This window comes from Bdellovibrio sp. GT3 (assembly GCF_037996765.1).
GTDB lineage: Bacteria > Bdellovibrionota > Bdellovibrionia > Bdellovibrionales > Bdellovibrionaceae > Bdellovibrio.
In genome coordinates this window covers 1,380,042-1,403,783 of record NZ_JBBNAD010000005.1, presented here as the reverse complement: position 1 = coordinate 1,403,783, position 23,742 = coordinate 1,380,042, and the positions used below count along the sequence as shown (strand labels likewise).

At 47.7% G+C, this 23,742-nt stretch carries 24 protein-coding genes and 1 tRNA gene; 18 read left to right on the top strand and 7 right to left on the bottom strand.

The annotated features are described in order from the left end of the window. Nucleotides 1-14: 14 nt before the first annotated feature. Entirely contained in the window at nucleotides 15-269 is a 255-nt protein-coding gene (locus AAAA73_RS14275; protein WP_340599144.1) for a hypothetical protein, read from the bottom strand. A 103-nt stretch (nucleotides 270-372) separates the two neighbouring features. Next, nucleotides 373-1,578, bottom strand: a complete 1,206-nt coding sequence (gene serA / locus AAAA73_RS14270) for a phosphoglycerate dehydrogenase (protein ID WP_340599143.1) — start codon at nucleotides 1,576-1,578, stop codon at nucleotides 373-375. Between the two features lie 136 nt (nucleotides 1,579-1,714). On the opposite strand from serA, the gene AAAA73_RS14265 reads away from it, so the two are divergent. The 9 genes from AAAA73_RS14265 to AAAA73_RS14225 all read left to right on the top strand — a co-directional run bounded on the left by AAAA73_RS14265 (nucleotide 1,715) and on the right by AAAA73_RS14225 (nucleotide 9,656). Then, a complete protein-coding gene (locus AAAA73_RS14265) occupies nucleotides 1,715-3,064 on the top strand; it encodes a sigma-54-dependent transcriptional regulator (protein WP_340599142.1) in 1,350 nt (449 codons plus the stop codon). Between the two features lie 4 nt (nucleotides 3,065-3,068). After that, on the top strand, nucleotides 3,069-4,004 hold the full coding sequence (locus AAAA73_RS14260; protein ID WP_340599141.1) for a phosphatidate cytidylyltransferase: 936 nt from the start codon (nucleotides 3,069-3,071) through the stop codon (nucleotides 4,002-4,004). Then, nucleotides 4,001-4,774, top strand: coding sequence for a lysophospholipid acyltransferase family protein (locus AAAA73_RS14255; protein WP_340599140.1), 774 nt, complete (start codon nucleotides 4,001-4,003; stop codon nucleotides 4,772-4,774). The genes AAAA73_RS14260 and AAAA73_RS14255 overlap by 4 nt, the downstream gene beginning before the upstream one ends. Further along, nucleotides 4,755-5,666 (top strand): MBL fold metallo-hydrolase, encoded by a 912-nt coding sequence (locus AAAA73_RS14250; RefSeq protein WP_340599139.1) that lies wholly within the window; start codon nucleotides 4,755-4,757, stop codon nucleotides 5,664-5,666. Before AAAA73_RS14255 ends, AAAA73_RS14250 begins: the two co-directional genes overlap by 20 nt. Before the next feature lie 140 nt (nucleotides 5,667-5,806). Continuing rightward, nucleotides 5,807-6,586: a hypothetical protein gene (locus AAAA73_RS14245; RefSeq protein WP_340599138.1), complete on the top strand. Its 780-nt coding sequence runs from the start codon at nucleotides 5,807-5,809 to the stop codon at nucleotides 6,584-6,586. A 112-nt stretch (nucleotides 6,587-6,698) separates the two neighbouring features. Further along, the gene (locus tag AAAA73_RS14240) at nucleotides 6,699-7,511 is read left to right on the top strand and encodes a YihY/virulence factor BrkB family protein (protein ID WP_340599137.1); all 813 of its coding nucleotides are present in this window, start codon (nucleotides 6,699-6,701) and stop codon (nucleotides 7,509-7,511) included. Nucleotides 7,512-7,580: 69 nt separating this feature from the next. Then, nucleotides 7,581-8,195 (top strand): hypothetical protein, encoded by a 615-nt coding sequence (locus AAAA73_RS14235; protein WP_340599136.1) that lies wholly within the window; start codon nucleotides 7,581-7,583, stop codon nucleotides 8,193-8,195. 136 nt (nucleotides 8,196-8,331) lie between these two features. Next, nucleotides 8,332-8,814 (top strand): DUF3011 domain-containing protein, encoded by a 483-nt coding sequence (locus AAAA73_RS14230; RefSeq protein ID WP_340599135.1) that lies wholly within the window; start codon nucleotides 8,332-8,334, stop codon nucleotides 8,812-8,814. A 137-nt stretch (nucleotides 8,815-8,951) separates the two neighbouring features. Next, complete coding sequence (locus AAAA73_RS14225) at nucleotides 8,952-9,656, top strand: hypothetical protein (RefSeq protein WP_340599134.1); 705 nt, start codon at nucleotides 8,952-8,954, stop codon at nucleotides 9,654-9,656. 23 nt (nucleotides 9,657-9,679) lie between these two features. Here the strand turns inward: AAAA73_RS14225 and AAAA73_RS14220 are convergent, their stop codons facing one another. Then, entirely contained in the window at nucleotides 9,680-10,192 is a 513-nt protein-coding gene (locus AAAA73_RS14220) for a TetR/AcrR family transcriptional regulator (protein ID WP_340599133.1), read from the bottom strand. A gap of 143 nt (nucleotides 10,193-10,335) precedes the next feature. Between AAAA73_RS14220 and AAAA73_RS14215 the strand changes: the two genes are divergently transcribed. The 3 genes from AAAA73_RS14215 to AAAA73_RS14205 are packed head-to-tail and all read left to right on the top strand — an operon-like array spanning nucleotide 10,336 to nucleotide 14,398. Beyond that, nucleotides 10,336-11,856 (top strand): GH3 family domain-containing protein, encoded by a 1,521-nt coding sequence (locus AAAA73_RS14215; protein WP_340599132.1) that lies wholly within the window; start codon nucleotides 10,336-10,338, stop codon nucleotides 11,854-11,856. Further along, the gene (locus tag AAAA73_RS14210; protein WP_340599131.1) at nucleotides 11,853-12,419 is read left to right on the top strand and encodes a LysE family transporter; all 567 of its coding nucleotides are present in this window, start codon (nucleotides 11,853-11,855) and stop codon (nucleotides 12,417-12,419) included. Before AAAA73_RS14215 ends, AAAA73_RS14210 begins: the two co-directional genes overlap by 4 nt. Beyond that, a complete protein-coding gene (locus AAAA73_RS14205) occupies nucleotides 12,416-14,398 on the top strand; it encodes a C45 family peptidase (protein WP_340599130.1) in 1,983 nt (660 codons plus the stop codon). The genes AAAA73_RS14210 and AAAA73_RS14205 overlap by 4 nt, the downstream gene beginning before the upstream one ends. On the opposite strand, the gene AAAA73_RS14200 is transcribed toward AAAA73_RS14205, so the two are convergent. Continuing rightward, nucleotides 14,399-15,592: a hypothetical protein gene (locus AAAA73_RS14200; RefSeq protein ID WP_340599129.1), complete on the bottom strand. Its 1,194-nt coding sequence runs from the start codon at nucleotides 15,590-15,592 to the stop codon at nucleotides 14,399-14,401. A gap of 134 nt (nucleotides 15,593-15,726) precedes the next feature. On the opposite strand from AAAA73_RS14200, the gene AAAA73_RS14195 reads away from it, so the two are divergent. Continuing rightward, nucleotides 15,727-16,254, top strand: a complete 528-nt coding sequence (locus tag AAAA73_RS14195) for a hypothetical protein (RefSeq protein ID WP_340599128.1) — start codon at nucleotides 15,727-15,729, stop codon at nucleotides 16,252-16,254. 154 nt (nucleotides 16,255-16,408) lie between these two features. After that, nucleotides 16,409-17,323, top strand: a complete 915-nt coding sequence (locus AAAA73_RS14190; protein WP_340599127.1) for a hypothetical protein — start codon at nucleotides 16,409-16,411, stop codon at nucleotides 17,321-17,323. An 80-nt stretch (nucleotides 17,324-17,403) separates the two neighbouring features. On the opposite strand, the gene AAAA73_RS14185 is transcribed toward AAAA73_RS14190, so the two are convergent. Next, a tRNA-Arg gene (locus tag AAAA73_RS14185) sits at nucleotides 17,404-17,480 on the bottom strand. Between the two features lie 165 nt (nucleotides 17,481-17,645). On the opposite strand from AAAA73_RS14185, the gene AAAA73_RS14180 reads away from it, so the two are divergent. Then, nucleotides 17,646-18,011 carry a hypothetical protein gene (locus AAAA73_RS14180; protein WP_340599126.1) on the top strand — a complete coding sequence of 122 codons (366 nt, stop codon included), beginning with the start codon at nucleotides 17,646-17,648 and terminating at the stop codon, nucleotides 18,009-18,011. 28 nt (nucleotides 18,012-18,039) lie between these two features. On the opposite strand, the gene AAAA73_RS14175 is transcribed toward AAAA73_RS14180, so the two are convergent. After that, nucleotides 18,040-19,416 (bottom strand): YncE family protein, encoded by a 1,377-nt coding sequence (locus AAAA73_RS14175; RefSeq protein ID WP_340599125.1) that lies wholly within the window; start codon nucleotides 19,414-19,416, stop codon nucleotides 18,040-18,042. A 143-nt stretch (nucleotides 19,417-19,559) separates the two neighbouring features. On the opposite strand from AAAA73_RS14175, the gene AAAA73_RS14170 reads away from it, so the two are divergent. From AAAA73_RS14170 to AAAA73_RS14160, 3 genes are all read left to right on the top strand, one after another. Continuing rightward, on the top strand, nucleotides 19,560-20,642 hold the full coding sequence (locus AAAA73_RS14170) for a DUF2252 family protein (RefSeq protein WP_340599124.1): 1,083 nt from the start codon (nucleotides 19,560-19,562) through the stop codon (nucleotides 20,640-20,642). Continuing rightward, entirely contained in the window at nucleotides 20,642-22,441 is a 1,800-nt protein-coding gene (locus AAAA73_RS14165) for a M3 family oligoendopeptidase (RefSeq protein WP_340599123.1), read from the top strand. The genes AAAA73_RS14170 and AAAA73_RS14165 overlap by 1 nt, the downstream gene beginning before the upstream one ends. Before the next feature lie 84 nt (nucleotides 22,442-22,525). Next, nucleotides 22,526-22,726 carry a hypothetical protein gene (locus AAAA73_RS14160; RefSeq protein WP_340599122.1) on the top strand — a complete coding sequence of 67 codons (201 nt, stop codon included), beginning with the start codon at nucleotides 22,526-22,528 and terminating at the stop codon, nucleotides 22,724-22,726. Here the strand turns inward: AAAA73_RS14160 and AAAA73_RS14155 are convergent. Next, nucleotides 22,723-23,574: a trypsin-like serine peptidase gene (locus AAAA73_RS14155; RefSeq protein ID WP_340599121.1), complete on the bottom strand. Its 852-nt coding sequence runs from the start codon at nucleotides 23,572-23,574 to the stop codon at nucleotides 22,723-22,725. The genes AAAA73_RS14160 and AAAA73_RS14155 overlap by 4 nt on opposite strands. Between the last annotated feature and the right edge of the window lie 168 nt (nucleotides 23,575-23,742).

Here is a 23,742-nt window from a genome sequence, read left to right as displayed (position 1 = left end):
TTTGAAATTTGAAACTATCTGCAGCTTGCAGTTACCAAGTAGCTGTTGCCGCGGAAAAGTCTAACAGTGCGGCATGTAAGGTTTTGCTCTGTGCAGTTTGCAATCGGAATGATTTGATCGTTTTGAACCATCATCACGTTGTTTTTGTCGCACCAAGAAACGTAATCAGTAGTAGCTTCGTCTTGGCCATAGCCTTCATAAGCAGGAACATTAAAAGCAAACGCTGGAACTGCAGCGGCAAATGACAAAGCGATCAAAACAGATTTCACTGAAACCCCCGGAAGTTATTAAAGAGGGTCCGGGTGTACCACGAGTTGCCCGAAATCCACAACCCCACATGCAAAAATGTTAGAGTTGTAAGCATCGAAAACTTTAGTAAACGACTCGAGTTCGGATTGAGCGCTCCAGCTTGCCTATTTGTTCAGCTAAAGTCTGCACTTGGGTCGCATGGACGTCCATGACCAGGTAGCCGATCTCCGGGTCCGTCGACAGATATTGCCCTTCGATATTGGCGCCGGCTTTGGAAATAATTCCATTGATCTCGCCCAAAACCCCGGGCTCATTGCGATGGACATTCAATAGGCGCGACGTGCCCTGCTTAACCGGCAAGTCCACGTTTGGAAAATTCACCGCCCCTGATGAGGAACCAATTCGCAAGTAGCGACGGAAGCTTTCAGCAACCTCCAAACCGATGGCATATTGCGCCTCCTCAGTGCTGCCCCCGATATGCGGGGTCAGAATCACGTTCGCGATTCCCTGCAAAGGAGAAATAAACTTAACCTTGTTGGACGCAGGCTCTTCAGGGAAAACGTCGATGGCACACCCAGCGATATGCTTGGATTTTAACGCCTCCACCAGATCTTCAATAACCACTACTGTCCCGCGACTGGCGTTAATAAGGTGGGCCCCTTTTTTCATCGCCATCAGTTCATTCTTTGACATCATATCCTTGGTTTCTGCGGTTTCAGGAACATGCAGAGTCACAAAATCAGCTTCCGCCAATAGCTCCTTTAGCGTGCCCTTGCCGACGGCATTCCCCAATGGCAATTTTTTCACGATATCATAGAAAATCACCTTCAAACCCATGGACTCCGCCAGCACACTGACCTGGCTGCCGATATGGCCATATCCGACGATTCCCAAAGTTTTGCCGCGGACCTCGTGGGCCCCTTCTGCGGATTTAACCCAACCACCCTGATGCGCCTGAGTATTGCGATCGCCCAGCTGACGGGACAAGGAAATCATTTCAGCAATCACCAGCTCAGCGACTGAACGTGTATTGGAGTGAGGAGCATTGAATACCGGCACGCCCCACTTGCGCGCATTTTTCAAATCAACCTGATTCGTACCGATGCAAAAGCAACCGATCGTCAAAAGATGTTTGTTGGCTTCTAAAACTTTTCGGGTGATTTCGGTTTTTGAGCGAATGCCCAGAATCTGATAATTGGGCAAAATCTGAAGCAGTTCCTCTTCTGAGGGAGAGTGAGCCAGCAAATCCACCTTGAAGCCTTCTTCAGCAAGTTTTTCCTTGGCAACAGCGTGGATGTTTTCAGTCAAAAGTATCTTCAGCTCACTCATTGAATGCCCCCTAATAGCATCACGACACAGTCGTGGATGCATCCCCTTATTTTAGAGGCAAAACTTGACACTCGTCACTACTGACCAAGGGCATTAAGGGTGGTCAAAGGACTTTCGCCGAGCCATGCTTATCTATATGGCAAAAACTCGAGCTTTTTCTCTACTCATCGTTGACGACGACAACCTGATTCATCAGTCCTTGAAGATGAGCCTGCCTTCTTACTGGAAGGTGTTCTCGGCGCAAAAACTGGAAGCCGTTCAGTTTGAGCGTTTCTATCATGCCGCTTTCGTGGATATGCATTTGGAAACAGGAAAACCTGCCATCGGTCCCAAGGTCATTGAAAAACTTATGAAACACAACCCTCAGCTTGAGGTTGTTGCCATGTCCGGGGATCTGAGCCGCGAACTTATGGAGTCTTGCCTAAAGGCCGGTGCCCAGCGCTTTCTTGCGAAACCCTTGATGCCGGAAGAGATCACCATGGTGATCGAAAAAATTGAGGCGTTGTGGGATTTGCGCACCTTTGATCCGAACTCAGACCGGGGCAGCACCCGCTGGGTCGGTCAGTCCAATGAATCCCAGACGATCAAAAAACGCCTGGCCGAGTTGCGTGGCGAAAGCAAACCCGTTCTGATCGAAGGTGAAACAGGTTGCGGTAAAGAAGTCGTCGCCCGCCTGCTGCATGAGCAAGAGGGCGAGCGCCCTTTTATTGCCGTCAATCTGGCATCCATCCCTGAACATTTATTTGAATCTGAAATCTTCGGCCATGTTAAAGGGGCCTTCACCGGTGCTGACCAAAATAAAATCGGTCTGGCTGAAGCCGCCAACGGCGGAGACTTGTTTCTGGATGAAATCGAAGCGCTGCCACTGACTCAACAAGCAAAGCTTTTAAGATTTCTGGAAAGTGGCGAAGTACGCAAAGTGGGTGCGAAAGAATCCATCATCGTGAAGACCCGCATCCTGGTTGCCTCCAACAAACCGTTGGACAAAATGGTGGCGGCCGGTGAATTCCGTGAAGACCTTTTGTTCCGTCTGGCTTCACAAAGGGTTAACTTGCCACCTTTGCGCGATCGCCTGGATGACATTGATGAGCTGGCTCAGCATTTTCTGTCCATGGAAAGACCTCGTCGCAACAAACAGTTCACGGAAGATGGACTGGAAGCTTTGAAGAAATACAACTGGCCCGGAAATGTGCGTGAACTAAAGCGCGTGTGCGAACAATTGAGTCTGACATCTCCTTTGCCTTTTATTCGTGCAGAAGATGTCAACAAGTGGTTAACGCCTGCCGCCACTCCTGCAAAAGCCCCCTCGTATACTGTGATTGATTTCACAAAAGGCCTGAATACATTGGTTGATGACTTTGAGGCCCATGTGATACGCACAGCGATGAAACAAACAACTAACATCGAAGAGGCCGCACAGCTTCTTCAGGTTTCAAGATCGAATCTTTATAAAAAGATCAGCGATTATAACATCCAGGAAGGATAGCTCCATGGACTTTCAACTTCCCATCACTCTGAATATTCCAGCCGCATGGGAATCGCACATTTACCGTCAAACGGTTTTGATTGTTCTTTCAATCATCTTTGCCTCTGGTACGATCGTTTTCTTTTTCCGTAACAAGAACTACTATTTCGTTCAATCCTGGGCCAGCATCAAAAGCTGGCTGATTGCGGCTCCGTTAATGTTTATCGTCATGGGTCTGCCAACTCCATGGCCATTGGTGTGTCTGACCTTGCTGGCTATCCTGGGCGCCAAGATCTTTTTTCAGATCATGGGGATGTTCCATCGCAGCAACTTTGTCTTGATTTGTTATGCCGGCATTGTGGGCCTGGCTGCCTGTATCTACTTTGACCGGGTCGACATCTACAACGTCATGCCGATGATCGTGCTGATGGCGGCCTGCCTGGTTCCCCTGTTTCGCAACTCTTACAAGCGCATGATTCAATACATGTCCCTGACTTTGCTGGCCTTCATCTTCCTTGGATGGTCCTTCATGCATCTGGGGCTGATCATGAAATTCCCGAATGGGATTTACCAGCTGATGTATTTGATCATTTTGACCGAATTCTGCGACAACACCAATCTGGCAGTGGGACGTTATATCGGTGGCTGGAGAATGTTCCCGTCCATCAATCCTCGCCGTACTGTGGGCAGTACCGCGGTCTCTATCGCATTGACTCTGTTCCTTGCAGGCTGCATGCGCTTCCTGTTGCCGGATGGATCTGAAAAATACTGGCTGGCATCGGGTCTGATCGCGGCGTTGGGTGGTTTTGTCGGAGACCTGGTGATGACAGTTGTTCGTCGTGACGCCGGCATGAAGACCATGGGACCTTTCATCATTGGCCGTGGTGATTTCCTTCACCGCGTGGATCGTCTGATCTTTGTTGCACCGATTTATTATTACGTGATGACGGTTTTGCTATGAGGGATTGGGATTACGAAAACGAGCAGTGGACCAAACTGCCATCTTATCTGAAACATCTGCCGCTTTTTACCCGCCACCTGGATTTCTTCAGTGTGTGCATGCGTTTTTTGTGGTCCCTGATCCTGAAAAATATCATCTTTAAATTTTATATCCGCCTTAAAGTCACAGGCGTGCCGTTTAAAACCATTTATGAAAAACATCCCAAGCTGATCATCATCAGCAATCACGCCAGCCACTTGGATGCGGTATCATTGACCGCTTCGATTCCCCGCCGCTATTGGCTGAGTGTTTACATCGCCGCGGCCAAGGACTACTTCTTTTCAAATCCCCTGTTTATGTTTTTCTCTCAGCACTGCCTGGGCGCCATCCCGATCGATCGCAAAGATCGCAAGGGTGAAGCGGTGAATTTGATCTTGAAACTTCTGACGGAACTTCCCCGCATGTGGTTGATCATTTTTCCTGAAGGCACACGATCTAAAACCGGAAAAGTTCAGGAATTCAAACGAGGCGTCTCTATTTTTTCAGAGAAAACTCAGACTCCGATTCTGTTCACATATCTTGAAGGAAATGCGGATCTCTGGCCTAAGGGGCAATTTTTTGCCAAACCAGGCCGCCTGACGTTGCACGTAGGTCCCGTTCATCCCCCAGGCCCTATCGAAGAGGTGTATGCTGCTTATAAGAGCTGGGTGATGAGCTTTTACCCTGAAGCTTTCCCCGTTGAAAGCGACATCGACACCAAGGAGCCAGGTGATGACAACTCCGCAGAGTAGTTTTGTAGTTGAAAAACAAAATCTAAAAATCGGTCCTTTTGAAGTCTGCCCGGTTCCTACAGGTTTGTTCGGCCTTGATGGTGGTGCGATGTTTGGCACCGTACCTAAAGTTTTATGGGAAAAAACCAATCCCACTGACGACAAAAATCGCATTCAGATGGAAGCCCGCGGTTTACTTTTAAAATCCCCAGGTTGCAACGTTCTGATCGACACTGGCAATGGCGCTGACTTTGTAGCCAAGTACGGCGACAAACTTGGTAACAAATTTGCCGAGATGTACGGCATGGATCAAAATGGTCCGTCACTTTTGAAATCGCTAAAGTTCCATGGAGTCAATCCTGAGGATATTCACCACGTGATCATCACCCATTTCCATTTTGATCACGCCGGCGGCGGAGTGACTGAAAGCAACGGCAAACTGGTTCCTACTTTTCCCAATGCAACCTACTGGGCGCAAAAAGGAAACCTGGACACTGCCAGCCACCCCAACCTGCGTGAAAGAGCCAGCTACTACGCTGCCAACTTTCAGCCATTGATTGACTCCGGAGTCTTGAAGCTGTTGGATGGTCCGACAGAAAACTTTATTCCGGGCATATCCTGTGTGATCTCCAATGGTCACACACAGTCCCAACAGATTATCAAAGTCACCGATGGATCCAATACATTGATGTATTGCGCGGACATGGTCCCCACCAGCACTCACGTGAAAATCCCGTGGTTGATGGGATATGATCTGCAGCCCCTGGTTTTGATGGAAGAAAAAACCAAACACCTAGGCGAAGCTGCCGACGGCAAGTGGTATCTATTCTTTGAGCACGATCCCTATTGTGACGCCGCTATCATCGAAAGAAACGGCCATGACTTTGCGGTTCAAAAACGATTCTGGCTGTAACTGACGAACTTTTATTCTGTTTTCCATGAGGTTCCAGAACGCCCCAATTGGAAACGCTCTATTTTGAGAACAGCGTTTTGTTTATCAAAAATCCCGCCGATAGTGTTGTTATGCTGATAACATTTACGAGAGGGACAGCGATGAGAAATTTACTGGTACTAGCAACACTCAGTTCATTCATGATTTCCTGCGCGACAGTGAAATCCATGATGGGGTCCGAAGAGGCTCCAGCCACACAAGAACAAGCAAAACCGACAGATCCATTGGAACTGCAGGATTCTGAATCAGCAAATCTGGTGACACCACCGGCTGCTGAAGAAACAGCATCCGCGGCGGCAGCAGAAGATGGTGCCGAGCTTTCAAATCACGCTGATCCCTACGTGGCAGAAGCAGCTGGCGATCTGGCAGCACAGACCCAGGGTCCTGCTGCAAACCATGCCGGTGATTCTGAAAACCTGCCGCAAGCAGCAGTGAACGAAGAGATGGATCGCTCCGCTCCTTCCTGGCAGGGTGAGCCGACACCGGCAATTGCCAATGTAGCTCCAGATGAGCCACAGGTTTACAACACGTCTTCTTCCTACGATTCTCCGAAGAAATCGAAAAAGATGGCCAAGTCCCTGCCTGCCAAAAAAGGCAAAGACAAGGTCGCAGCCAAGAAGCCTAAAATCGACTGCAAAAAGGTAGCGAAACAAGGCAAGAAAGCCAAAAAGCCTGAAGTAGCATATTGCAAAGCCGAGAAAAAAGCCCTGGCGAAAGCCAAGGCAAAAGACAAAGGAAAAGGCAAAGCAGTTGCTGGCAAAAAAGCCAAAGTGGATTGCAAAAAGGTAGCTAAGATGGGCAAAAAAGCGAAAAAGCCTGACATCGCTTTCTGCAAAGACGAGAAAAAGAAAAAATCCAAAAACCGTGTTGCTAGCAAATAGTAAATACGACGCTTAACAAAGTAATTTCCTGAAGGGATGCCAGCTCGGTATCCCTTTTTTTATGCCCTTTTCCCAATTTAACCGCTATGGTTAAAAAAGAAACGGGACAACCATGATCGCAAGAGTATCCAGAAATTTCAGAAACCTATGGGGTGTTATCAAGGACACCGTCCAGCAGATGCAGGATGGTGAATTGGCATTGGTGGCGAGCTCCCTTTCCTTTTCGACGATTGTCGGGATGGTTCCGTTTCTGGCGGTAGTGACCGCCACCTTTCAGTCCATTGGCGGCTTCGAAGCCTTGTATCCGAAGGTGGAGTTCTTCCTGCTGATGAACCTGCGGGAAGCCGCCGGCAGTGATCTGACCAAATGGCTGCGCATTTTTCTTAAAAACATCAATGCCGGCAAAGTCGGTACGACGGGTGCGATTTTCTTGTTTCTGACTTCTTTGCGTCTATTGCATGACATGGAAGTCGGCATTCACCGTGTTTGGAATCACAAGAACACCCGCCCCTTCTACAAGCGTTTGATTTATCAATGGGTCCTTATTCTTTTGATTCCGGTGTTTCTGGCGATCTATGTGGGCTTCAATACCCTGGATCAATTCCAGGTGGTCCGCAAACTTTTGCCGGGTGGTTTTACCAACGGCTTTGTTTTGGTTGGCAGTTTGTTCCTGATTTACAAACTGGTGCCTGATCTTCCGGTTCATTGGCGCTCCGCTTTCGTCAGTTCACTACTTGCGGCTGCGGGTATGTTCGGAGTGCACAAAGGCTTCGCCTTCGTTGCTGTGGGAGTCTTTAACTACAATAAAATCTACGGGTCCTTCGCTGCGATACCAATCCTGACATTGTGGATCCTGTCCCTCTGGTACGTCATCCTGGGCGGCGTCGCCCTGTGCGCAAGCTTGCAAAAGCGTCATATCACTTAGCCGCTTCATCTTGCTTCAGTCAAAATAAATTGTTTTAAGTTTATAACTATAAACTCCGATTAGTTTTCAATGAAAACTACTATTTTTTTATTAAGCACTTCCCTGCTATTAATGGGCTGCATGAAAGAGGAGTTGCTTCCTTCCAGTGCGCTTGAAGGTGGAACCTGGAAAACCGGCTGCTCTTATTCGGGATCCAACTCAACCTACCAAATCAATACCGCGAGCTTCAGTGGCGGAAACTTCACCCAAAGCATGACGGTTTACGGCTCCTCGTCCTGCGCATCTTCACTGATAAAAATTGACAATACCGGCACATACTTAGTCGGCGACAAACTCGCGACTTCCGACTCTATAGAGTTAGATATGACCCTTGGATCAATGAACCTCACGCCCCTGGACGCCACGCTGGTCACAAACTACAATGCTGCTACATATTGCGGTTATAGCGACTGGTCACTGGGAGTCGCAAAGAGCGTTGCCGGCAGAACATGTGATACCTCCACAATGGCGCCCGTCGGGACTGTTCAATATGACATTTACTATATTGCCCCATACAGTATTCCCCAATTGAACGTCGTTCAGGGCACTTTAAATTTCGGTTATTTTGACTCCACACATGATGGCACCACTCCAGCGAAGCGTCCCGAAGCCACCTGGGGAAATTTTGATTACATACGACAATAATTCAGCGCACCTAAGCATTTAGCGACACGAAGTTTACGGTGCGATATGGCTCCGAAACTTGTGGCACAAGCTTCGCAATAGTCCCCAAGCAACTGACGGTTACGTCAAAAGAACACCACTAAGTTTGGGGGATTAAATGAAAAATGTATTAATGGCACTTATCGTTCTTGGTAGCATCGCACAAAGTGCTCACGCCTATGATTTTAATTATTCTGAGTCTGAAGAGGTGTATTCCTTTCGTGGCCCTGGTCGGGATGACCGTCGCGGCGACGATCGCCGGGGCGGTGATCGTCGCGATGACCGAAGAGAAGACGATCGTCGTCCTGGGCATGGCCCTGGCTATGGCCGTCCAGGTAACGGCCCTGGTCATGGTGGCCCGAATCCTCGTCCACAACCACCTCCACCTCGTCACGAACCTACCATCGAGTATGTAACTTGCGAATCCCAAGGCAACCGTTACAACACTTGCTACATCGACCCTCGCGGAATCCGTCGCGTTTATTTAGCACGACAACAATCCAAAGCTCGCTGCGAAGAAAATCGCTCCTTCGGCCTAGTGGGAAGCTCCATCTGGGTAGACCATGGATGCCGTGGCGTCTTTGCTATCGAAAGATTCTAATTTGAATATAAAAAAAGGCAGGCCCTCCCTGCCTTTTTTATTGCTAAACCACATACCGTGATTCGACATTTGAAAGACATTTAGTTTCACTATTCCCACCTTGGATGCCAGATTTATTGCATAACAAGGAGTGCTCAATGAAAAAACTAATCCTATTTGCGGGTTGCGCATTGGCGAGCCATGCTTATGCTGATTCCCGCGAGTTCAAATCACAGGGACTAAGCCGAGTGGTGATTGAGAATCACATTGGCGACATTAAAATCAATACCGTTGATTCACCCAAATCAACAGTCACTATCACCAAAAATACCTCCCCGGAAGCCTGTAAGGTCAATGCGGAACGAAGTGGTGACAAACTTGATGTAAAAGTAAAACGCCAAGGCTCCACTAATTGTGTTGTGGATCTGGAAGTGCAAGTGCCAAAAATGGTGAATCTGGATATCAAGAACGGCAATGGCAATGTTCACACCAAAGGCACCGAGGGCAAACTTGATTTCAAAGTCGGGAACGGCAGCCTCGTTGCTGATGGCAAGTTCAACGAGATCGATGGCAAAGCCGGTTCAGGCAACATCGAAATCAAAGGTGCTACGGGCAGTTCCCAAGTCGGCACCGGAAGCGGAAATATTTCTGTGACATATTTAAGCCTGCCTGAAAAAGGTCAAGCCGAACTCAAGAATGGCAGTGGTAACTCTACTCTGCTTTTGCCGAAAGGCTCCAAGTTCAGAGCGGATATCATGGCCATGGCTGGAAAAATGGAAAATGAATTTGGCACCGACACTAAATCCAAATTCAGTGTGAAAGCCATGTCAGGATCCGGCGACCTGCAAGTGAAGTCTTACTAAAATGATGGGATTCCGGGACCGGCCTACTTCGCCTGTCCCGGAATATAATTTTCAAAAAGGTTCTCGACCTTATCCGGCGGCAACTGATAGGCAATCGCGCCCAGTTCCTTCAAGTAAATTTCAAGAATCTGAACTTCTGAAAGATCCGGGAATTCGATTTTCATGGCTTTCAGCAATAAGGCCTCTGCCTCCTGAATCATTTTGCCAAATTGGGTTCCTGCATTTTTTTCCAAATAATAAAGAACAAACAGGAACGGCATATTTTGCACATCTCGCAAAACATCCCGAAGTCTCTCACGAATGCCCACGCTCTTGGCGCGTTCGATATTGAAAACCTGAGAGATAACGAATTTATAGGCTTCCTCCAACACCCTGTCCTTCTCTTTACCAAAGTAATAGTAAATCAATGAACGCGTGACATTGGATTCACGAGAAACATCAGACAGAGTCCACTGCAAATGACCCTTGGCCACTTCCATCTTTAAGATAGCGTTGCAGACCGCAAAATAGATTTCTTCTTTGGATTGAGTTGCCATACAGCAATTTTGACAACTCTCCCCGAATTCTGTCAATGAAAGCTCCCGATTTCGACAGAAAGTGCCCAATACTGTCAACGCGAACACGGGACAAACACTTTGTTTCTGAATAGATTGCTTTTATTCAAACAAAGGAGATCCTAATGTTCGCAGTAAATCATGTCGTCCATTCCCTGGGGCAAACTTACCTGAAAACCTACGGTTCCAGAATGACAACAAATCATCAGGATCTTCTGGAAAGACAGGAAAGCAATTTCCTAAGCATGAAACGTGCGCTGACCGGCACTCGCCTCTATAAGGATCTGCGCCTGGCCTACATCAATTCCTATGAAGAATTCGTCAATCATGTGCCCGTTTATGGTTATGATGAATATGCGCCCTACGTGGATATGATTGCCGCTGGTCATAAGGACATTCTCTTTAAAGACAAAGCCGACTATTTTGGTCTTTCTTCCGGCACTTCCGGTAAAGACTCCAAACGTGTGCCCTATAACGAACGCATGATCCGCATGTTCATCAAATCTCAAAAAAGAATCGCCAGTAAGATTTCCACCTTGGAACCCGATCTCAACCTTCTGAAAGCCGGTCGCCTGGCATTTGGTTCTGATCCGTATTTGTATTCCCAAAACGGGTTCAAGTTCGGCTACATATCCGGAATTCTTTCCACAAGAGTCCCTAAAGTTCTGGCAAAGAACACATTTCCCAGCCGTGAGGTTTTGGCGATTTCAAACTGGGATAAGAAAATTGAATTGCTAATAAATGAATCCATCGAGCAAGACATTCAAGTTGTAAGTGGTATTCCCACGTACATTATCTCGATCTTCGAAGCAGTTTTACAAAAAACCGGAAGAAAGCACATCAACGAAATTTGGCCGAACCTAAAGGTCTTCGTTTATGCAGCAACTCCCATCAAACAGTACAAAGACCGCATCGACCGCCTGGTCGGCCACGAGTTGAACTACTACGGCGTTTATGCCGCAACAGAAGCTGCAATTGGTCTGCCTTATGCGAAATACGAGAATGGCCGTCAACGCTACTTCCTGAATCCCGATTTGCTTTACTCCTTCACCCCGCTTGAAGGAAAAACTCAAAATTTAGGACTGCACCAAATCGAAATGGGTGTGCCCTACTTCCTGAATGTAGGAACACCCAACGGCATGATTCACTACTGCATGAAGGACGTGGTCAGCTTTGATCTGGTGAATGGCGACTTGGTTTTTGAGTTCGTCGGCAGAAAATCTACAGGAATGAACCTTGCTGCTGAAAAAGTCAGCGATGATGACATTCTGAACTGTTACCTTAATACCAAAAAGTCCTTGAACGTGGACCTACGTCACTACTTCCTGTCTCCGGGCACTGAAGATGGAAAAGCCACTTACATGTGGACTCTGTTTGTGGCTGGTAATGCGAATGTTGACGCCAATACTCTGGCCGAGAATTTGGAAAAAGAAATGCAAAGAATAAACGGCGACTACAGCGACTGCAGAGAAGTCGGAGTTCTGGGTCCCGCTCAAGTGCAAATCATGAATGCGGACTACCTTCAGGGGTATTTCGAAAAAAATCGCAGCCGTGGTCAATTCAAAATGAAAACGACTTTTGAAACGGCCGAGGAGTACCTGTCCTTTATTCGTCAAAATCTGGATCAAGCAGGGACTTTACAATGATTCTTGCGATGTTTGTCACCGGGATCCTCTCCGCCTTTGCGTTGGGCCCGGCAAGTTTCAGTATCATTCGCAGCCTGGTCTCCCGCAGATCATGGCCGTGGTCCTCGATAGCAGGCTTCCTGCTGGGGGATCTTATTTACATTCTTTTAGCAGCAGCCCTGTTACGCAGTCCCTTGTTGCACCTGCATTGGTTTAAAAACCTGCTCACACTTCTAACAGCTTTGGCTTTGTTGATCTTTTCAGTACACGTGATCTTTTCCAAATCACCGACGTCCTCGATCCAAACCCCCGATACGGGATTTAGAAAGAGCCTGGCTCTGACGCTTTCTAATTTTCATCTGGTGTTTATCTATGCCGGTCTGTTTTCACATGCGCTGGAAACAAACACCCTTTTACTGGGTGTTTCCACCTACGTGCTGACCTTTGTGGCAAGCTTTATGGCTCTATTATGGAGCTTAAACAGATTGCACGGTCCCATTAAAAAAATCTTAAGAAAAATTGAAGTCGTCGCAGCTTGCGGATTCTTCTGCTTTTCCGTTTATCTTTCCATGGAGATTCTATGAAACTGCTAATCATGATTCTGTTACTGGCTCCCGGAGCTGCTTTTGCCAATTGCATTTTGCAAAATCAACAACAAAACCAGCGCCATTTCGTCTGCCAGGCGCCCGGCACAGCAAAAAAAGTACACGTACTGGATTTGACCGGCGGCTATAAGGAAACGGCCTATTTTCATGGTTACTTCCTGCGCAAAGAAATCGAAGCCGGCGTCCTGAAAGGCGTTCAAATTCGCACGGAACGTGCTTTCTCCTCTTTGGATAAAAAGTCCAAAGATCAATTGAAGCTTATTAAAAACTGCGTGATCGACAACTATCGCGCCAGCGTTTCTAACGAGTTCAAAGATGGTCTTAGAAATCTGCATCGCGGACTCAAAGCTGCGGGCAGCAAAGTCGACTGGAAAGACTTTGAGGAAAGCAACTACATGGTGGAGTTTTCAATTTTTGCAGACTCCATGCAAAGGCAGCTGGAGGACGATCCGGGAAAAATGAAGAAGCAGCTTTTTGCTTCCTGCGCCCCCTATTTTATCGGGAGTGCACTGGTAAAGCCCTTCAAAATCCTCGCAAAAGGTTTAAGAGCAATCAAAATGGGCTGCACAGGGATCAGTGCTTCTGCGAGCAGCTCCATGGATGGGGCCCTTCTTCATGGTCGTAACTTCGACACGGGTCTTTTGGGATTCTTTGAACAGGATCAGGTTATTGTTATCAACCGCCAACCAAACGGCACCACTTCTGTCGGTATCGCATCGGCGGGCCTGCACTATGCCGGCGGCATCAGTGGTTTCAATAATCACGGTCTTTCAGTCAGCCTGCATGAGCTGCAAACGGAAGGGACTCAGATTCACTATGCTCCCGGCCAATCCGATATCGCGCCCTTTCTATTACACTCAGTACTATTGAAGGCTCGCACTTTGGATCAAGCCATCGCCATCATCCAATCTCGCAAAGGATTTGGCGCCTGGACATTCTTTATCTCTGATGCAAAGACGGATGAATCCGCGTCTATTGAGCTTAGTGGCGACACAGTCGTGGTAGCGCGCAGAACCAAAAACAGATTTCTGGGTCAAAGCAATCACTTCCTGGGTTTAAGAACCAGCCAGGAAGGTTACGAGTACAGTCTGAATAAAACTCTTGAAACACGTGCTCGTCTGGCGCATGTGGAGCGCACCTTGAATCAGGATTTTGGCAGAGTTGATGCGCAATGGGTGATCAATCGCCTCAGCGGTCACAGTGACGAGCTTGTGGGACCAAGAGCCTTTGGGCGCACCACCACAAAGCTTTACACTGCCGCCACTCATGTGATGGCCCCGGCCCGTCAAGAATGGTGGATGAGTGTGGGCGAAACGTATCCAACCAACCGCTCCCACTTTGTCGGCTTCCGCCTACTGGGTCCTGGTCAAAGATCTCCGGTTGAAATTATCGGCGTCACCAAGGCTTGGGAGGATTCAACAAAATCCGCTTGGTACGACTCGATGAAATATTATGTTCAGGCATATCTGACCAACGAACACGATCACGCGACTGTTGCCGGTATTGATCGCACATTGCGTTTGCTGGAGACAGCTTCATCAATGTCTTCCCAGAACGGCATCCAGGAGTTTCCCTACGAATTCATGTGGGCTCGTATCAAAATTCAACGAGCAGCGCTTAACATTCAAAATGGTCAGCGCGAGCTGGCTTACACAGACCTGATCGAATCGCAAAGACGCTTGACGGACCTTGCGGTGAACTTGGGATCTGGCTTACATCCTTATGAAAACTTCCAGTTGGACATGTGGCAGTTCCGAGCAGAAACACTAAAGCCCCAAGCCCTGCAATCACGCGTGGCCCAGGGTAACTTCAGATTGCGCGCCCAAGAGACCTTGGCAACTTTGATTGCCAGGTATCCTCGCCAGAAAGAGCTTTATGATTTGCAAAAAAGCCTTTCAGCCGAAGCACAACTGCCGATTGTTCTGGATTCGGAAATTCGCCTGGGCACGGTGGAGTAATTAAAGCACCATGCTCAGCAGTCTTTGCAACAGCTCCTCGAGTGAAAACATTGTTAATAGCAATGGGGCCACCGGGAGCAATGTTGCAATGCTTAACTGAATCACTGTGCGCAGATTAAATGGAAAGACTTTCATCTCTTTGATGACATCAAAGCTGCCACCCAAATCCGCCAAAGACTGGATGTCAGCACTCCCCACCAGCGTTTCCTTATCTGGCGATTGACCCATCATCCATTTCTGCTGAAATTCCCGTATGTAATTGCTAGCAAGAGTTCCATAGGCGCGGGCGCCTTTGCGCCTTTCCTCTTCGAGCTTCGGAGCAAACACCAATAACGGTCCAAGTACGACGAATACCATCAGCCCCACCAAACCAGCCAATTCCAATTTGAACTCCGGCAGCTTTGCTCCTGCAAAGAACACACGACTGGCAATCAATCCCGCCAGCATTGTGCCCTGCGCGAACAAGACCGGTGAAAATGCGTAGCCCATCGCAGATAGGAAACCCAAGCCACCACAACGATCCGGATGGAGGGCCGTGAGGTTCAGATGAAGTCGTGAAACCTGCCACAAAAACCGGGCCCAAATAAAAAGGCGGTAGTACCAGCGTAATAGAAGAAACTGAAAGAATGGCAAACTGATCAACCCCAACCACCATCCAGCAAGGGACAACTGCATTTGCCCGCCATCGGCGATGCCATGCCAGCTGGAAACATCCAAAGCCAATTGCGATCTCCAAACTATACCCACTCCGACGATGTATACGAAAGCAATCAACACCACTTCCGCCGCAATCGAATTCCGCCAGCGCATGGCTGAATCAATGGCAGCATCGAACTTGGCCCGATCTTTTTTCTGAATGATTCCACGCTCAACAAATTGACTGACCACGGGAGCCATACGCTTGTGGACAACTATTTCAGATATAATCAGCAGTGGCAGCGCCAGCAACAGTCGAATGTGCATTTCGATATCATAGATAAAAGGCACCCGGACCTGACTTCCCCAGGCATTGCCTTCAATCAGCGAAAGCAAAGCCAGTGGCAGCCATGTTATGATTACGAAAAACAATACTCGCCTGCGGAGCAATTGTGAAGCGGCACTCGCAAGCCGGGACTTGATTAGCAGCTGATACAAGGGGCCGCCAAGAACCAACGAAAAGTTTTTTTCCTTATCCAGCAGATGAATTGTCGCCATACCTCAGCATAGTACCGGCCCAATAAGTTCACCAGTCTCACTCGAATGCTTTATAACACCTGCTCTGACAATCCCATTCTGCAACAGTACAGTCGTCCAGTTAAGTTCGACCTTTCACAGCCGATCTAACATAAATGAAAAACTCTTTTTGTCTTTTGTTGTGCGGGCTTTTTCTGACATTAAATGCGGTGGCCGCCGAGTCATCATTCCGTGCTGATCTTCTGAATGCCTTGCAGATCTATGCAAAGGAAAACAATCAGGGACTTAACAAGCCTTCCAATAACTTCGTGGGATTTTCGATTAAATCCGAACCGACTGAAAACCTGATCACCATCTATCACGCAGACTCAACCATCGACATCGTTATGAATGGTTATATTTGTGACTCTTCAGGGTGCGCCCTAAAATTCCAGGAGCCCCGCTGCTTTTACTATACGCCTGGTGGAAAGCACTCTGCTCTGGCGATCTATGATGCCGCATTCAACCAGCTTGAGAACTACAGCAAAGGCCCTGTCGATGAATTGAAATTCTGGCAGTTGGGCGCTGATGTCTATGGGCGTATCTCAAGTTATGATGAAAACCAGACGGAGCTTTTCTCCTGTCACGCTCATCAAGAAAGCCTCGTTTGCGCGAGCACATCTACGACCCCTGACGAGCCGTAAGCAGTCATTTTTTGATCCCTATTTGGTGTCTCATTTTGATACGCGAATGATTTATCCACCCTGATGACAATTCCTGCTCGAGGCGCCCTCAAAGCTTCGTCGTCCTCGTAGAGCTGGCATTCTTCCTGCTAGCTTTAAGACTACAGAGGAAGTCATGCCGAAGCTCTGCATAAATAGACTATTAGCAGCTAAAAAGCTCATCACAGCTATTGGCGTAGCCATGTCCTTTTTCATTTTTTCCGAAAGCTCGCTGGCAACGCTAAGTGAAATTCAAAGCCAAAGAATCCAAAATCTAGTCGACCAGCAAACCTATCACAACGGTCCCAACTGCTACAATGCTGCTTCATATATCAGCGGATTCACTGACTATCTTTATCAATCTAGCACAATGGAACTAAAATATTATCTGGCTTATTCCTGTCATGAAAACCAAAAGAAGCCCGCGCCTGGTGACATTCTAATCGTCGCCGTTCCTAATTCGATTTTTGAAAAGTCCATGGCGCATGCAGTGGTCATGCTCGAAAATGAAAATATTTTTGAAAAAGGATCCCCAACTGCCCTCTATGCAGTCGAAAAGTTTAGCCAGGAATATCGTAAGACATTTTTGCCATATACTTACTACTCTATCAGCAACATTCAAAATTCGCATTATGCCGGTGACATCTTCAGGGAAGATCGCAATATCAAGTACTATAGTTGCGATACCAATTTTAAAAGTCTGAACAAAAAATGCGAAATGGGTGCACTATACGAAGGTATCAAATCCATTCAGAAACAGCTGCAGGCCATTTCATTAAATAAGAAAAGAGACGTATCAACAGAGGCTAAGATCCTTTTGGATGAAATCGGAAGAACTATTGAACAGTTTCATCAGTCCGACATTCAAGACGATTGCTCTTTATATTATTTCACTCAATGGAATTCGATTTTATGGCACATTCAAAACTCAGATTTGGGAATCGGCGAACACAGCGCCTATCAAAAGGTGGATCAAATTATAAAATCCATGCTTCCAAAATATTTAGAACTTAAAACAGACCCATTAAGTAAATTTATTCTGTCAGAATAAATTGACCCGCAAACTCCACTAAGACTACCGGTTTAATGCGCTAGAAAAACAAAAAGCCCCTGCAATGGGGCTTTTTAAAATGGTGATTCCGGTACGACTCGAACGTACGACCCTCTCCTTAGAAGGGAGATGCTCTATCCAGCTGAGCTACGGAACCACTTGGCGATAATATCGCCGAAGGGGCACAAACTAGCAAATTGATTTCTAAAATCCAAGCCTATGCCCCGAAAATTTTGCCCATTAACGCATGTTGTTATTAATTTCTAGCTTAGAAAAACCATCTGAATTATAAAGAAACATACCCACCAACGGGAGTGCGTGAATGAAATTCATAATTGCCCTTATTACCCTAACCTTCGCAGCCTCGCTCAGTTTTGCGGCACCTGGCGAAACCGACATCAGCCCCGACGACCTTTCGACCGATGCCGATGGCAATTTCGTCAATTGCACACTGAAGGACGGGCGAGAGTTTCAAGCCACCACGTGGCTTGTGATGATCGATAATTTGATTTTGTCCAAAGAACCTGTTCGCGCTTATCTGAACGCGACTTCCGAGAACCTGGAGTTCAAAAGCTGGCAATACCAAGTCTTGGTGACCAAGCCCTTTGATCCAAGCAAAGGCAGAACTGCAAAGATCACGCAGCTAAAGCCGTCATTGCCCACTGAAAATATTGAATGTGCTCAATAAAAAAAGGTCCCTTCCGGGACCTTTTTCGTTATCGCTCGTAAAGGCGTAGCAGCTTGCCGATATCATAGAAGTACAATTTCGCGCCAATGAGTGCGCTCGAAATCAGAGTTTTCCCATCGGGCGAGACCTCTAAGGCCGTCGGCTGTGATCCCCCCACCAACGAGAAGACAATAGAACCGTTCACGGTGTCGATAATATCAATCTTACCCATAATCCTTGAATCCACTGTTGCATCCCCTACCGTTGACGTGGTTCGTGACGAAACATACAGATAGCGATTTGAAATCGGATCAAGAACGATGGTGTTCGGATGAGTCAGTGGCCACTTCTTATTCGGGAAATTCGGATGATCCTTAGGATAGTCTTCGATAACCAGAATCTTTTGCGGGCCAGACGTTGTTTCAAATGGAACCAACAACTCATTCCAAGTTGATTCCGGCAAAACCACCTGGGGCCCTGGCTCTGGCAAAGCATCGACAATCTGGTTTAGCTTTTTCATACTGATTCTGGAAACCGCATTACCGCGCATGTGACTTAGATAAGCCCACTCGCCGTCTTTTGTGGTCACAATGTGGCGCACATTCAACTCGCGCCCTGCAAGCTCCTTGCTAATGGGAGCCAGCTCTGCAAGTTGTCTGTGATTGATGGAGTCCACCACAAAGATACTTCCTGATTCTGTGTTCAACACCAAGGCGCGCCCACCATCAGGAGTGAAGGCAACTCCTCTGGGCGCAATTTTATATCCATGGTTCACTGGTGGAGTGAAGTGCGTTTTTAAATCGATTTTCTTTATATAGTGCTTGTCGCCTTTTAGTTTTCCATCGTCCGCCAAGCTGGTGATATCGATCACGCTGATGTCATCCGAAAAATAGTTGGCGACATAAACGATTTGCTGAGGATTGCGAACGCGAGTCAACGCAGGTCGTGTGGCGATAATTTTCGCTCCCTGACCGTAAGTTGGAATGTACTTCGCAATCTTTTGAGTTCGGGTATTTACGACGGTCACCATGCCTTGATCCTTGTAGATCTCTGAACCCTCGTCCCCTTCGGCGCGCGCAATCAAAGCCCATTTTCCGTCGAACGAAAAATCGACTTCCGTGTTGGCAAGAATACCTTTGCGCATCCCGACCGGCGTGATCAGGGTTTTTTCCAAGGTCAGCTTTTCCAGATCATAAATCGAGGCCGTCGGAACCCGCTTCTTGGTTTTTGGATCGATCTTCCCGCACATTTCAGCCAGGTAAAGGTAACGTCCGTCTGGCGCCACTTTCGCGCCCTTGGGTTGACAGCCCGTCGGCAGTATTTTTTTCAAAAAATCCTTGGTATTTAAGACTTCCAAATCCTTTACGCCAGCCCCTGCCACACAGGCATATAAAACCAATCCCAGAGCCAAAATCTGCTGCCTCATACTGTCTCCTTTGTTTAAACAGCCACTATCACCGACTCCGTCCCCACTCACAATTGACGTTCCTGTAAGAAATGATTTCCATCATAGATTTAATCCACGCCCCCCTATTGTGTTCGAATAGCCGCTTTGTTAAATTTGGCCCCATGAAATCCCTTCTACTGACACTTGCACTATCATTGTTTGCTGGAGCCCCAGCATTAGCCTCTGATAACTTTGACCCTGCTCGAAGTGCGGACTGGCATCAGGAAGATGACCTGTTCGGTGCTTTCCGCGCCAATGCTCCGCACTTTTGGTATTGGCTTAAGACCCAACACTCTGAAATGCTAAACCCCTCCGGGGTGGTCGTCGGTGACGCCCACATCCTGAATTTTGGCGACGTGCAATTGGCCAACGGCGGCCGGGAATTCGCATTGATTGACATTGATGACGGCGGCCCGAATGCCCCGCTCGCAGGGGATCTGATCCGCTATGCAGCTGGCAACCAGGTCTCCCCATTTAAAATCTCCCTGAATAAAATCTTTGATGCTTACGTGCAGGGTCTGAAGGGCATGCAAATGAGCGAGCCCGCAGTGTTGCAGGACGCCCTCGAGCACAGCGAGGCGGACTATCACGCCCGCCAAGAGAAGTACCTTGATAAAATGACCTCACAGAATCGCTTTTCTGAAAAGGCAAACTTGACGGCCCTTTCCCACGCACCGTCAGAAGTCCAACAACTGTTCAACCAAGCCCGTGGATACTTTGAAGCCTCCATGGCGGGTTATCAGATTTTGGATATTGGCTATAAAACCAAACACGGTGGTGGCAGCAGTGGACTTCCACGCTTTTGGTATTTGATCGAAAGAAATCAAAAACGACACATCATCGAATTCAAACTCGAGAAGGAAGCGGCAACTTCCTATTACCGGTATCAAGGTACACCGGTGGAGCGTTTTCCGCACGTGGCACAGATCTATCGTCCGGCAAACACTGCGTACGGCCCCTACAAAATCGTGGCTGGCCCGGCCGGCCAGTTCCTGATGCGCGCCCGCTTGAATCCATTTTTGGATTTCGAAAACGCCGACAACATCCGCGACGGTCAGGAAATGTCCTTGTATATCGCCAATCGAATTGGACTATGGCATGGTCAGCAGGATGCCAGCGACGACCTGTTGCAAGTCATCAGACTTCATTCCTTTGAAAAACTCGTAAACTCTTATGTCGACCTCATGAAGAAAGAGAACAACTAATGAACGGACCTACCTGGGATATTGAATCAGTTTACCCTTCGATCACTTCCAAAGAGTTTCAAGCAGACTGGAATTCGATCCATTCGGATCTTGAATCCCTGCAAAAAAATATTGTAGAGATCAAATCGCAGTTCGCAAACCCGACGGACAAAACCATCTCTCAGCTCCAAAACATTCTAATGCTGGACCTCAAGATTGCAGTTTTGGCCAGCACTATCAACAGCTGGCTTTCCTGCAGTATGTCTGTGGACTCCACCAACCAGGAAGCAAAAACCAAAAGTTCTGAAATTGAGATTTTCTTTTCCAAGTATTCTCAGGCGATGGTTCCGGTGCAACTTTTCGTTCAACACTGCCAAGAGGATGTATTTAATAAATTATTGAATCATGAGCAGATCGCGCCATTTCGTTTTTCCTTTGAACAAGAGCGCAAAAAAGTTCAATTCAGCCTTCCTGAATCAGAGGAAACCCTGCTGAAAGGACTTGAGGTCTCAGGTCATTCTGCATGGGGCGAGCTTTACGACGAACTTAGCGGCAATATTCGGGTGCAACTGAAATATCCGGATCGCACTGAAACCGTGGGTCTGGCCAAAGCCAGTGCCCTGACCAAAACGGCCAGCGAGTTGGATCGCAAAGTCGCGTGGCTGGGCATTCAGGAGGCGTGGAACGAGCACCAGCACAGTGCTGCCGCCATCGTTAATGCGCTGGCGGGTTGGCGTTTGGAAATGGCGGAGAAGCGCTCTCACTTTCAGCCCATGACATTCATGAACGATCCCCTTTCCAACAACCGTATTTCGCAACAAACATTGGATGCGATGATCTCCGCCTGCAAAAGCAACACGCAGGACATTCGCAAAGCCGGCCACCTGATGGCTAAACTCATGAAGAAAGACCGCTTGGAACTATGGGACCAGATGGCACCAAGCCCTATTGCGGCGTCACCTGCTGCTATTCCCTTTGAGCAAGGTGCGAAGATCGTCCGTGATGCTTTTGCCCACGTCTCCAGTGAAATGGCTGATTTCGTTCAGATGATGGTTGATAAGAAATGGATTGAGGGAAGAATTCTTCCCAACAAGCGCACGGGAGCTTACTGCACTGGCTTTTTGAAAAACCAGGAGCCTCGGGTTTACATGACGTATATGGGCTCCAACAGCGACATTGGCACACTCGCGCACGAGCTGGGCCATGGCTTCCATTCCTGGGTCATGCGCGACATGTCCTTGGGTGAACAAAACTATCCGATGACCTTGGCCGAAACGGCGAGCGTCTTTGCTGAAACCGTATTGGGTGATGCTTTGATGACTCAAGCCAAATCACGCGAAGAAAAAATCGAGAACGCCTGGGGTGATTTGGAGGGCGCGATGGCTTTCCTGATCAACATCCCGGTTCGCTATGAATTTGAAAGTCGCTTTTATGAAGCACGCAAAGAGCGCACACTGAGCGCCAAGGAACTGCGTGAGCTGATGAAAACAGTTTGGACCGAGTGGTATGGTGATAGCACTGAAGGCGCCGACGAGCTTTTCTGGGCGCATAAGCTGCACTTCCATATTGCGGGATTAAGCTTCTATAATTTCCCTTACACATTTGGTTATTTGTTCTCTTTAAGCATCTATGCCCGCCGTCAGGAATTGGGCGCAGGCTTTATGGACAAGTACAAGGCTATCTTGCGCGACACGGGCCGTATGACAGCCGAAGACCTGATTATGAAACACTTGGGCGAGGACATCACCAAGCCTGCCTTCTGGCAAAAGTCCATCGACGTGGTTAAATCAAAAATTTCTCACTTTGAAAGCCTGATCTAGGTCCGGTTGAACATTAAAAATCCCGCAGGGTGGAATTGCTATTCTACAATAGTGATTCCACCACTTACGGGAGAACCAAGCCCCATGCGGATTTTACGTCAAATCAAAGATGCCGTTGTTAAGTCTTATGAATATATCAAAGAGATGGATGAGCTGACGATCAGCCGTTTGCGCGGCGAAGACGAATGGGATCGACCGGCAAAAAAAAAGGAGCACAAACGTGCTCCCAGAAAAAATAACGTAAATACCGAAGACCTGTATCCGAAGAAACAAGCAGCCGACTAGTGGAATAGTTGGCAGCCTGGAACGTTAACGTCGATCTCGTTGTTTTGGTTCAAGCAAGAGTAAACCCAATAAGTTTGCTCACCGTAAGAGTAACCACGATATGCTTTTTGGTTACCGTCTTTATCCACTTCGCATGGATTGTTCATCTCACACATATAACCGGATTCGTTGCCAGTGTTGTTGATACCGATAACTGTGCGAGTGCCTTTTTGAACGATTGGAGAACCTGAAGTTCCACCGATCACTTGGCAGCCCGGACGAGAATAGCGAATAGAATCTTCCCAAGTGTAGCCAGCTTCCTTCAATTGTGGGATGAAAGCTTCGATCTCACAAGCGTAGCCACGCTTCCAGTAACCAGAGATCACTTCGATCTGAGTTCTTTCAGTCGGACGTTGAGAAGCCAAAGTCATCGCGTTCACCGCGTACTTGGAAACGATCTCACCATAAGTTTCATTCAACTTATAGATCGCCATGTCTGTTTTAGTCATAGTTCCGTAAATGATTGTGTTCGCAGTCAAACGACCCACAACCTGCATTCCTGCGTTGAACAATTTGAAAGTACGACGGCTTGGTTTGCCATAAACGAAAGTTCCTGGTTTCGGAAAGCCGACTTCCAGGCAGTGACCGTTTGTCATAACCATCGCGTTGTCAGTGTCGCGAGAGTTTTCGAAACGAATCAATGAACCAGAACAGTTATCCAAACCAACAATCGCTTCGAAGTTGTATTCAGCTGTAAAGTTCGCTGGCAATGAAAGCAACTGCTGTTGTCCTTTTGGAAACGGCAATGGCAATGCTTGCGCAAGTGAAGAAACCGTCATTACAGTAATTAAAGAAAGTAAAAATCTCATGAGTCCCCCTCGCCCAAAAGCCTAACCATAAGCCCTTGAAGTCACAACGGAAACCCTGAAGAATGCAGCGCATTCGGGGATGTTTTTATGAAGTGCTGTGTCACGAATCAATAACAAAAAGCCGGGTTTTTGCCCGGCTTTCTTGTTTTGCATTGATGTTAAAATCAG

Coding starts and splice junctions, on each gene's coding strand:
- AAAA73_RS14195 (WP_340599128.1), top strand. CDS start 15,727: ATGAAAAACTCTTTTTGTCTTTTGTTGTGCGGGCTTTTTCTGACATTA.
- AAAA73_RS14220 (WP_340599133.1), bottom strand. CDS start 10,192: ATGGCAACTCAATCCAAAGAAGAAATCTATTTTGCGGTCTGCAACGCT.
- AAAA73_RS14265 (WP_340599142.1), top strand. CDS start 1,715: ATGGCAAAAACTCGAGCTTTTTCTCTACTCATCGTTGACGACGACAAC.
- AAAA73_RS14225 (WP_340599134.1), top strand. CDS start 8,952: ATGAAAAAACTAATCCTATTTGCGGGTTGCGCATTGGCGAGCCATGCT.
- AAAA73_RS14230 (WP_340599135.1), top strand. CDS start 8,332: ATGAAAAATGTATTAATGGCACTTATCGTTCTTGGTAGCATCGCACAA.
- AAAA73_RS14180 (WP_340599126.1), top strand. CDS start 17,646: ATGAAATTCATAATTGCCCTTATTACCCTAACCTTCGCAGCCTCGCTC.
- AAAA73_RS14205 (WP_340599130.1), top strand. CDS start 12,416: ATGAAACTGCTAATCATGATTCTGTTACTGGCTCCCGGAGCTGCTTTT.
- AAAA73_RS14240 (WP_340599137.1), top strand. CDS start 6,699: ATGATCGCAAGAGTATCCAGAAATTTCAGAAACCTATGGGGTGTTATC.
- AAAA73_RS14210 (WP_340599131.1), top strand. CDS start 11,853: ATGATTCTTGCGATGTTTGTCACCGGGATCCTCTCCGCCTTTGCGTTG.
- AAAA73_RS14160 (WP_340599122.1), top strand. CDS start 22,526: ATGCGGATTTTACGTCAAATCAAAGATGCCGTTGTTAAGTCTTATGAA.
- AAAA73_RS14245 (WP_340599138.1), top strand. CDS start 5,807: ATGAGAAATTTACTGGTACTAGCAACACTCAGTTCATTCATGATTTCC.
- AAAA73_RS14165 (WP_340599123.1), top strand. CDS start 20,642: ATGAACGGACCTACCTGGGATATTGAATCAGTTTACCCTTCGATCACT.
- AAAA73_RS14255 (WP_340599140.1), top strand. CDS start 4,001: ATGAGGGATTGGGATTACGAAAACGAGCAGTGGACCAAACTGCCATCT.
- AAAA73_RS14155 (WP_340599121.1), bottom strand. CDS start 23,574: ATGAGATTTTTACTTTCTTTAATTACTGTAATGACGGTTTCTTCACTT.
- AAAA73_RS14260 (WP_340599141.1), top strand. CDS start 3,069: ATGGACTTTCAACTTCCCATCACTCTGAATATTCCAGCCGCATGGGAA.
- AAAA73_RS14250 (WP_340599139.1), top strand. CDS start 4,755: ATGACAACTCCGCAGAGTAGTTTTGTAGTTGAAAAACAAAATCTAAAA.
- AAAA73_RS14200 (WP_340599129.1), bottom strand. CDS start 15,592: ATGGCGACAATTCATCTGCTGGATAAGGAAAAAAACTTTTCGTTGGTT.
- serA (WP_340599143.1), bottom strand. CDS start 1,578: ATGAGTGAGCTGAAGATACTTTTGACTGAAAACATCCACGCTGTTGCC.
- AAAA73_RS14235 (WP_340599136.1), top strand. CDS start 7,581: ATGAAAACTACTATTTTTTTATTAAGCACTTCCCTGCTATTAATGGGC.
- AAAA73_RS14190 (WP_340599127.1), top strand. CDS start 16,409: ATGCCGAAGCTCTGCATAAATAGACTATTAGCAGCTAAAAAGCTCATC.
- AAAA73_RS14215 (WP_340599132.1), top strand. CDS start 10,336: ATGTTCGCAGTAAATCATGTCGTCCATTCCCTGGGGCAAACTTACCTG.
- AAAA73_RS14170 (WP_340599124.1), top strand. CDS start 19,560: ATGAAATCCCTTCTACTGACACTTGCACTATCATTGTTTGCTGGAGCC.
- AAAA73_RS14175 (WP_340599125.1), bottom strand. CDS start 19,416: ATGAGGCAGCAGATTTTGGCTCTGGGATTGGTTTTATATGCCTGTGTG.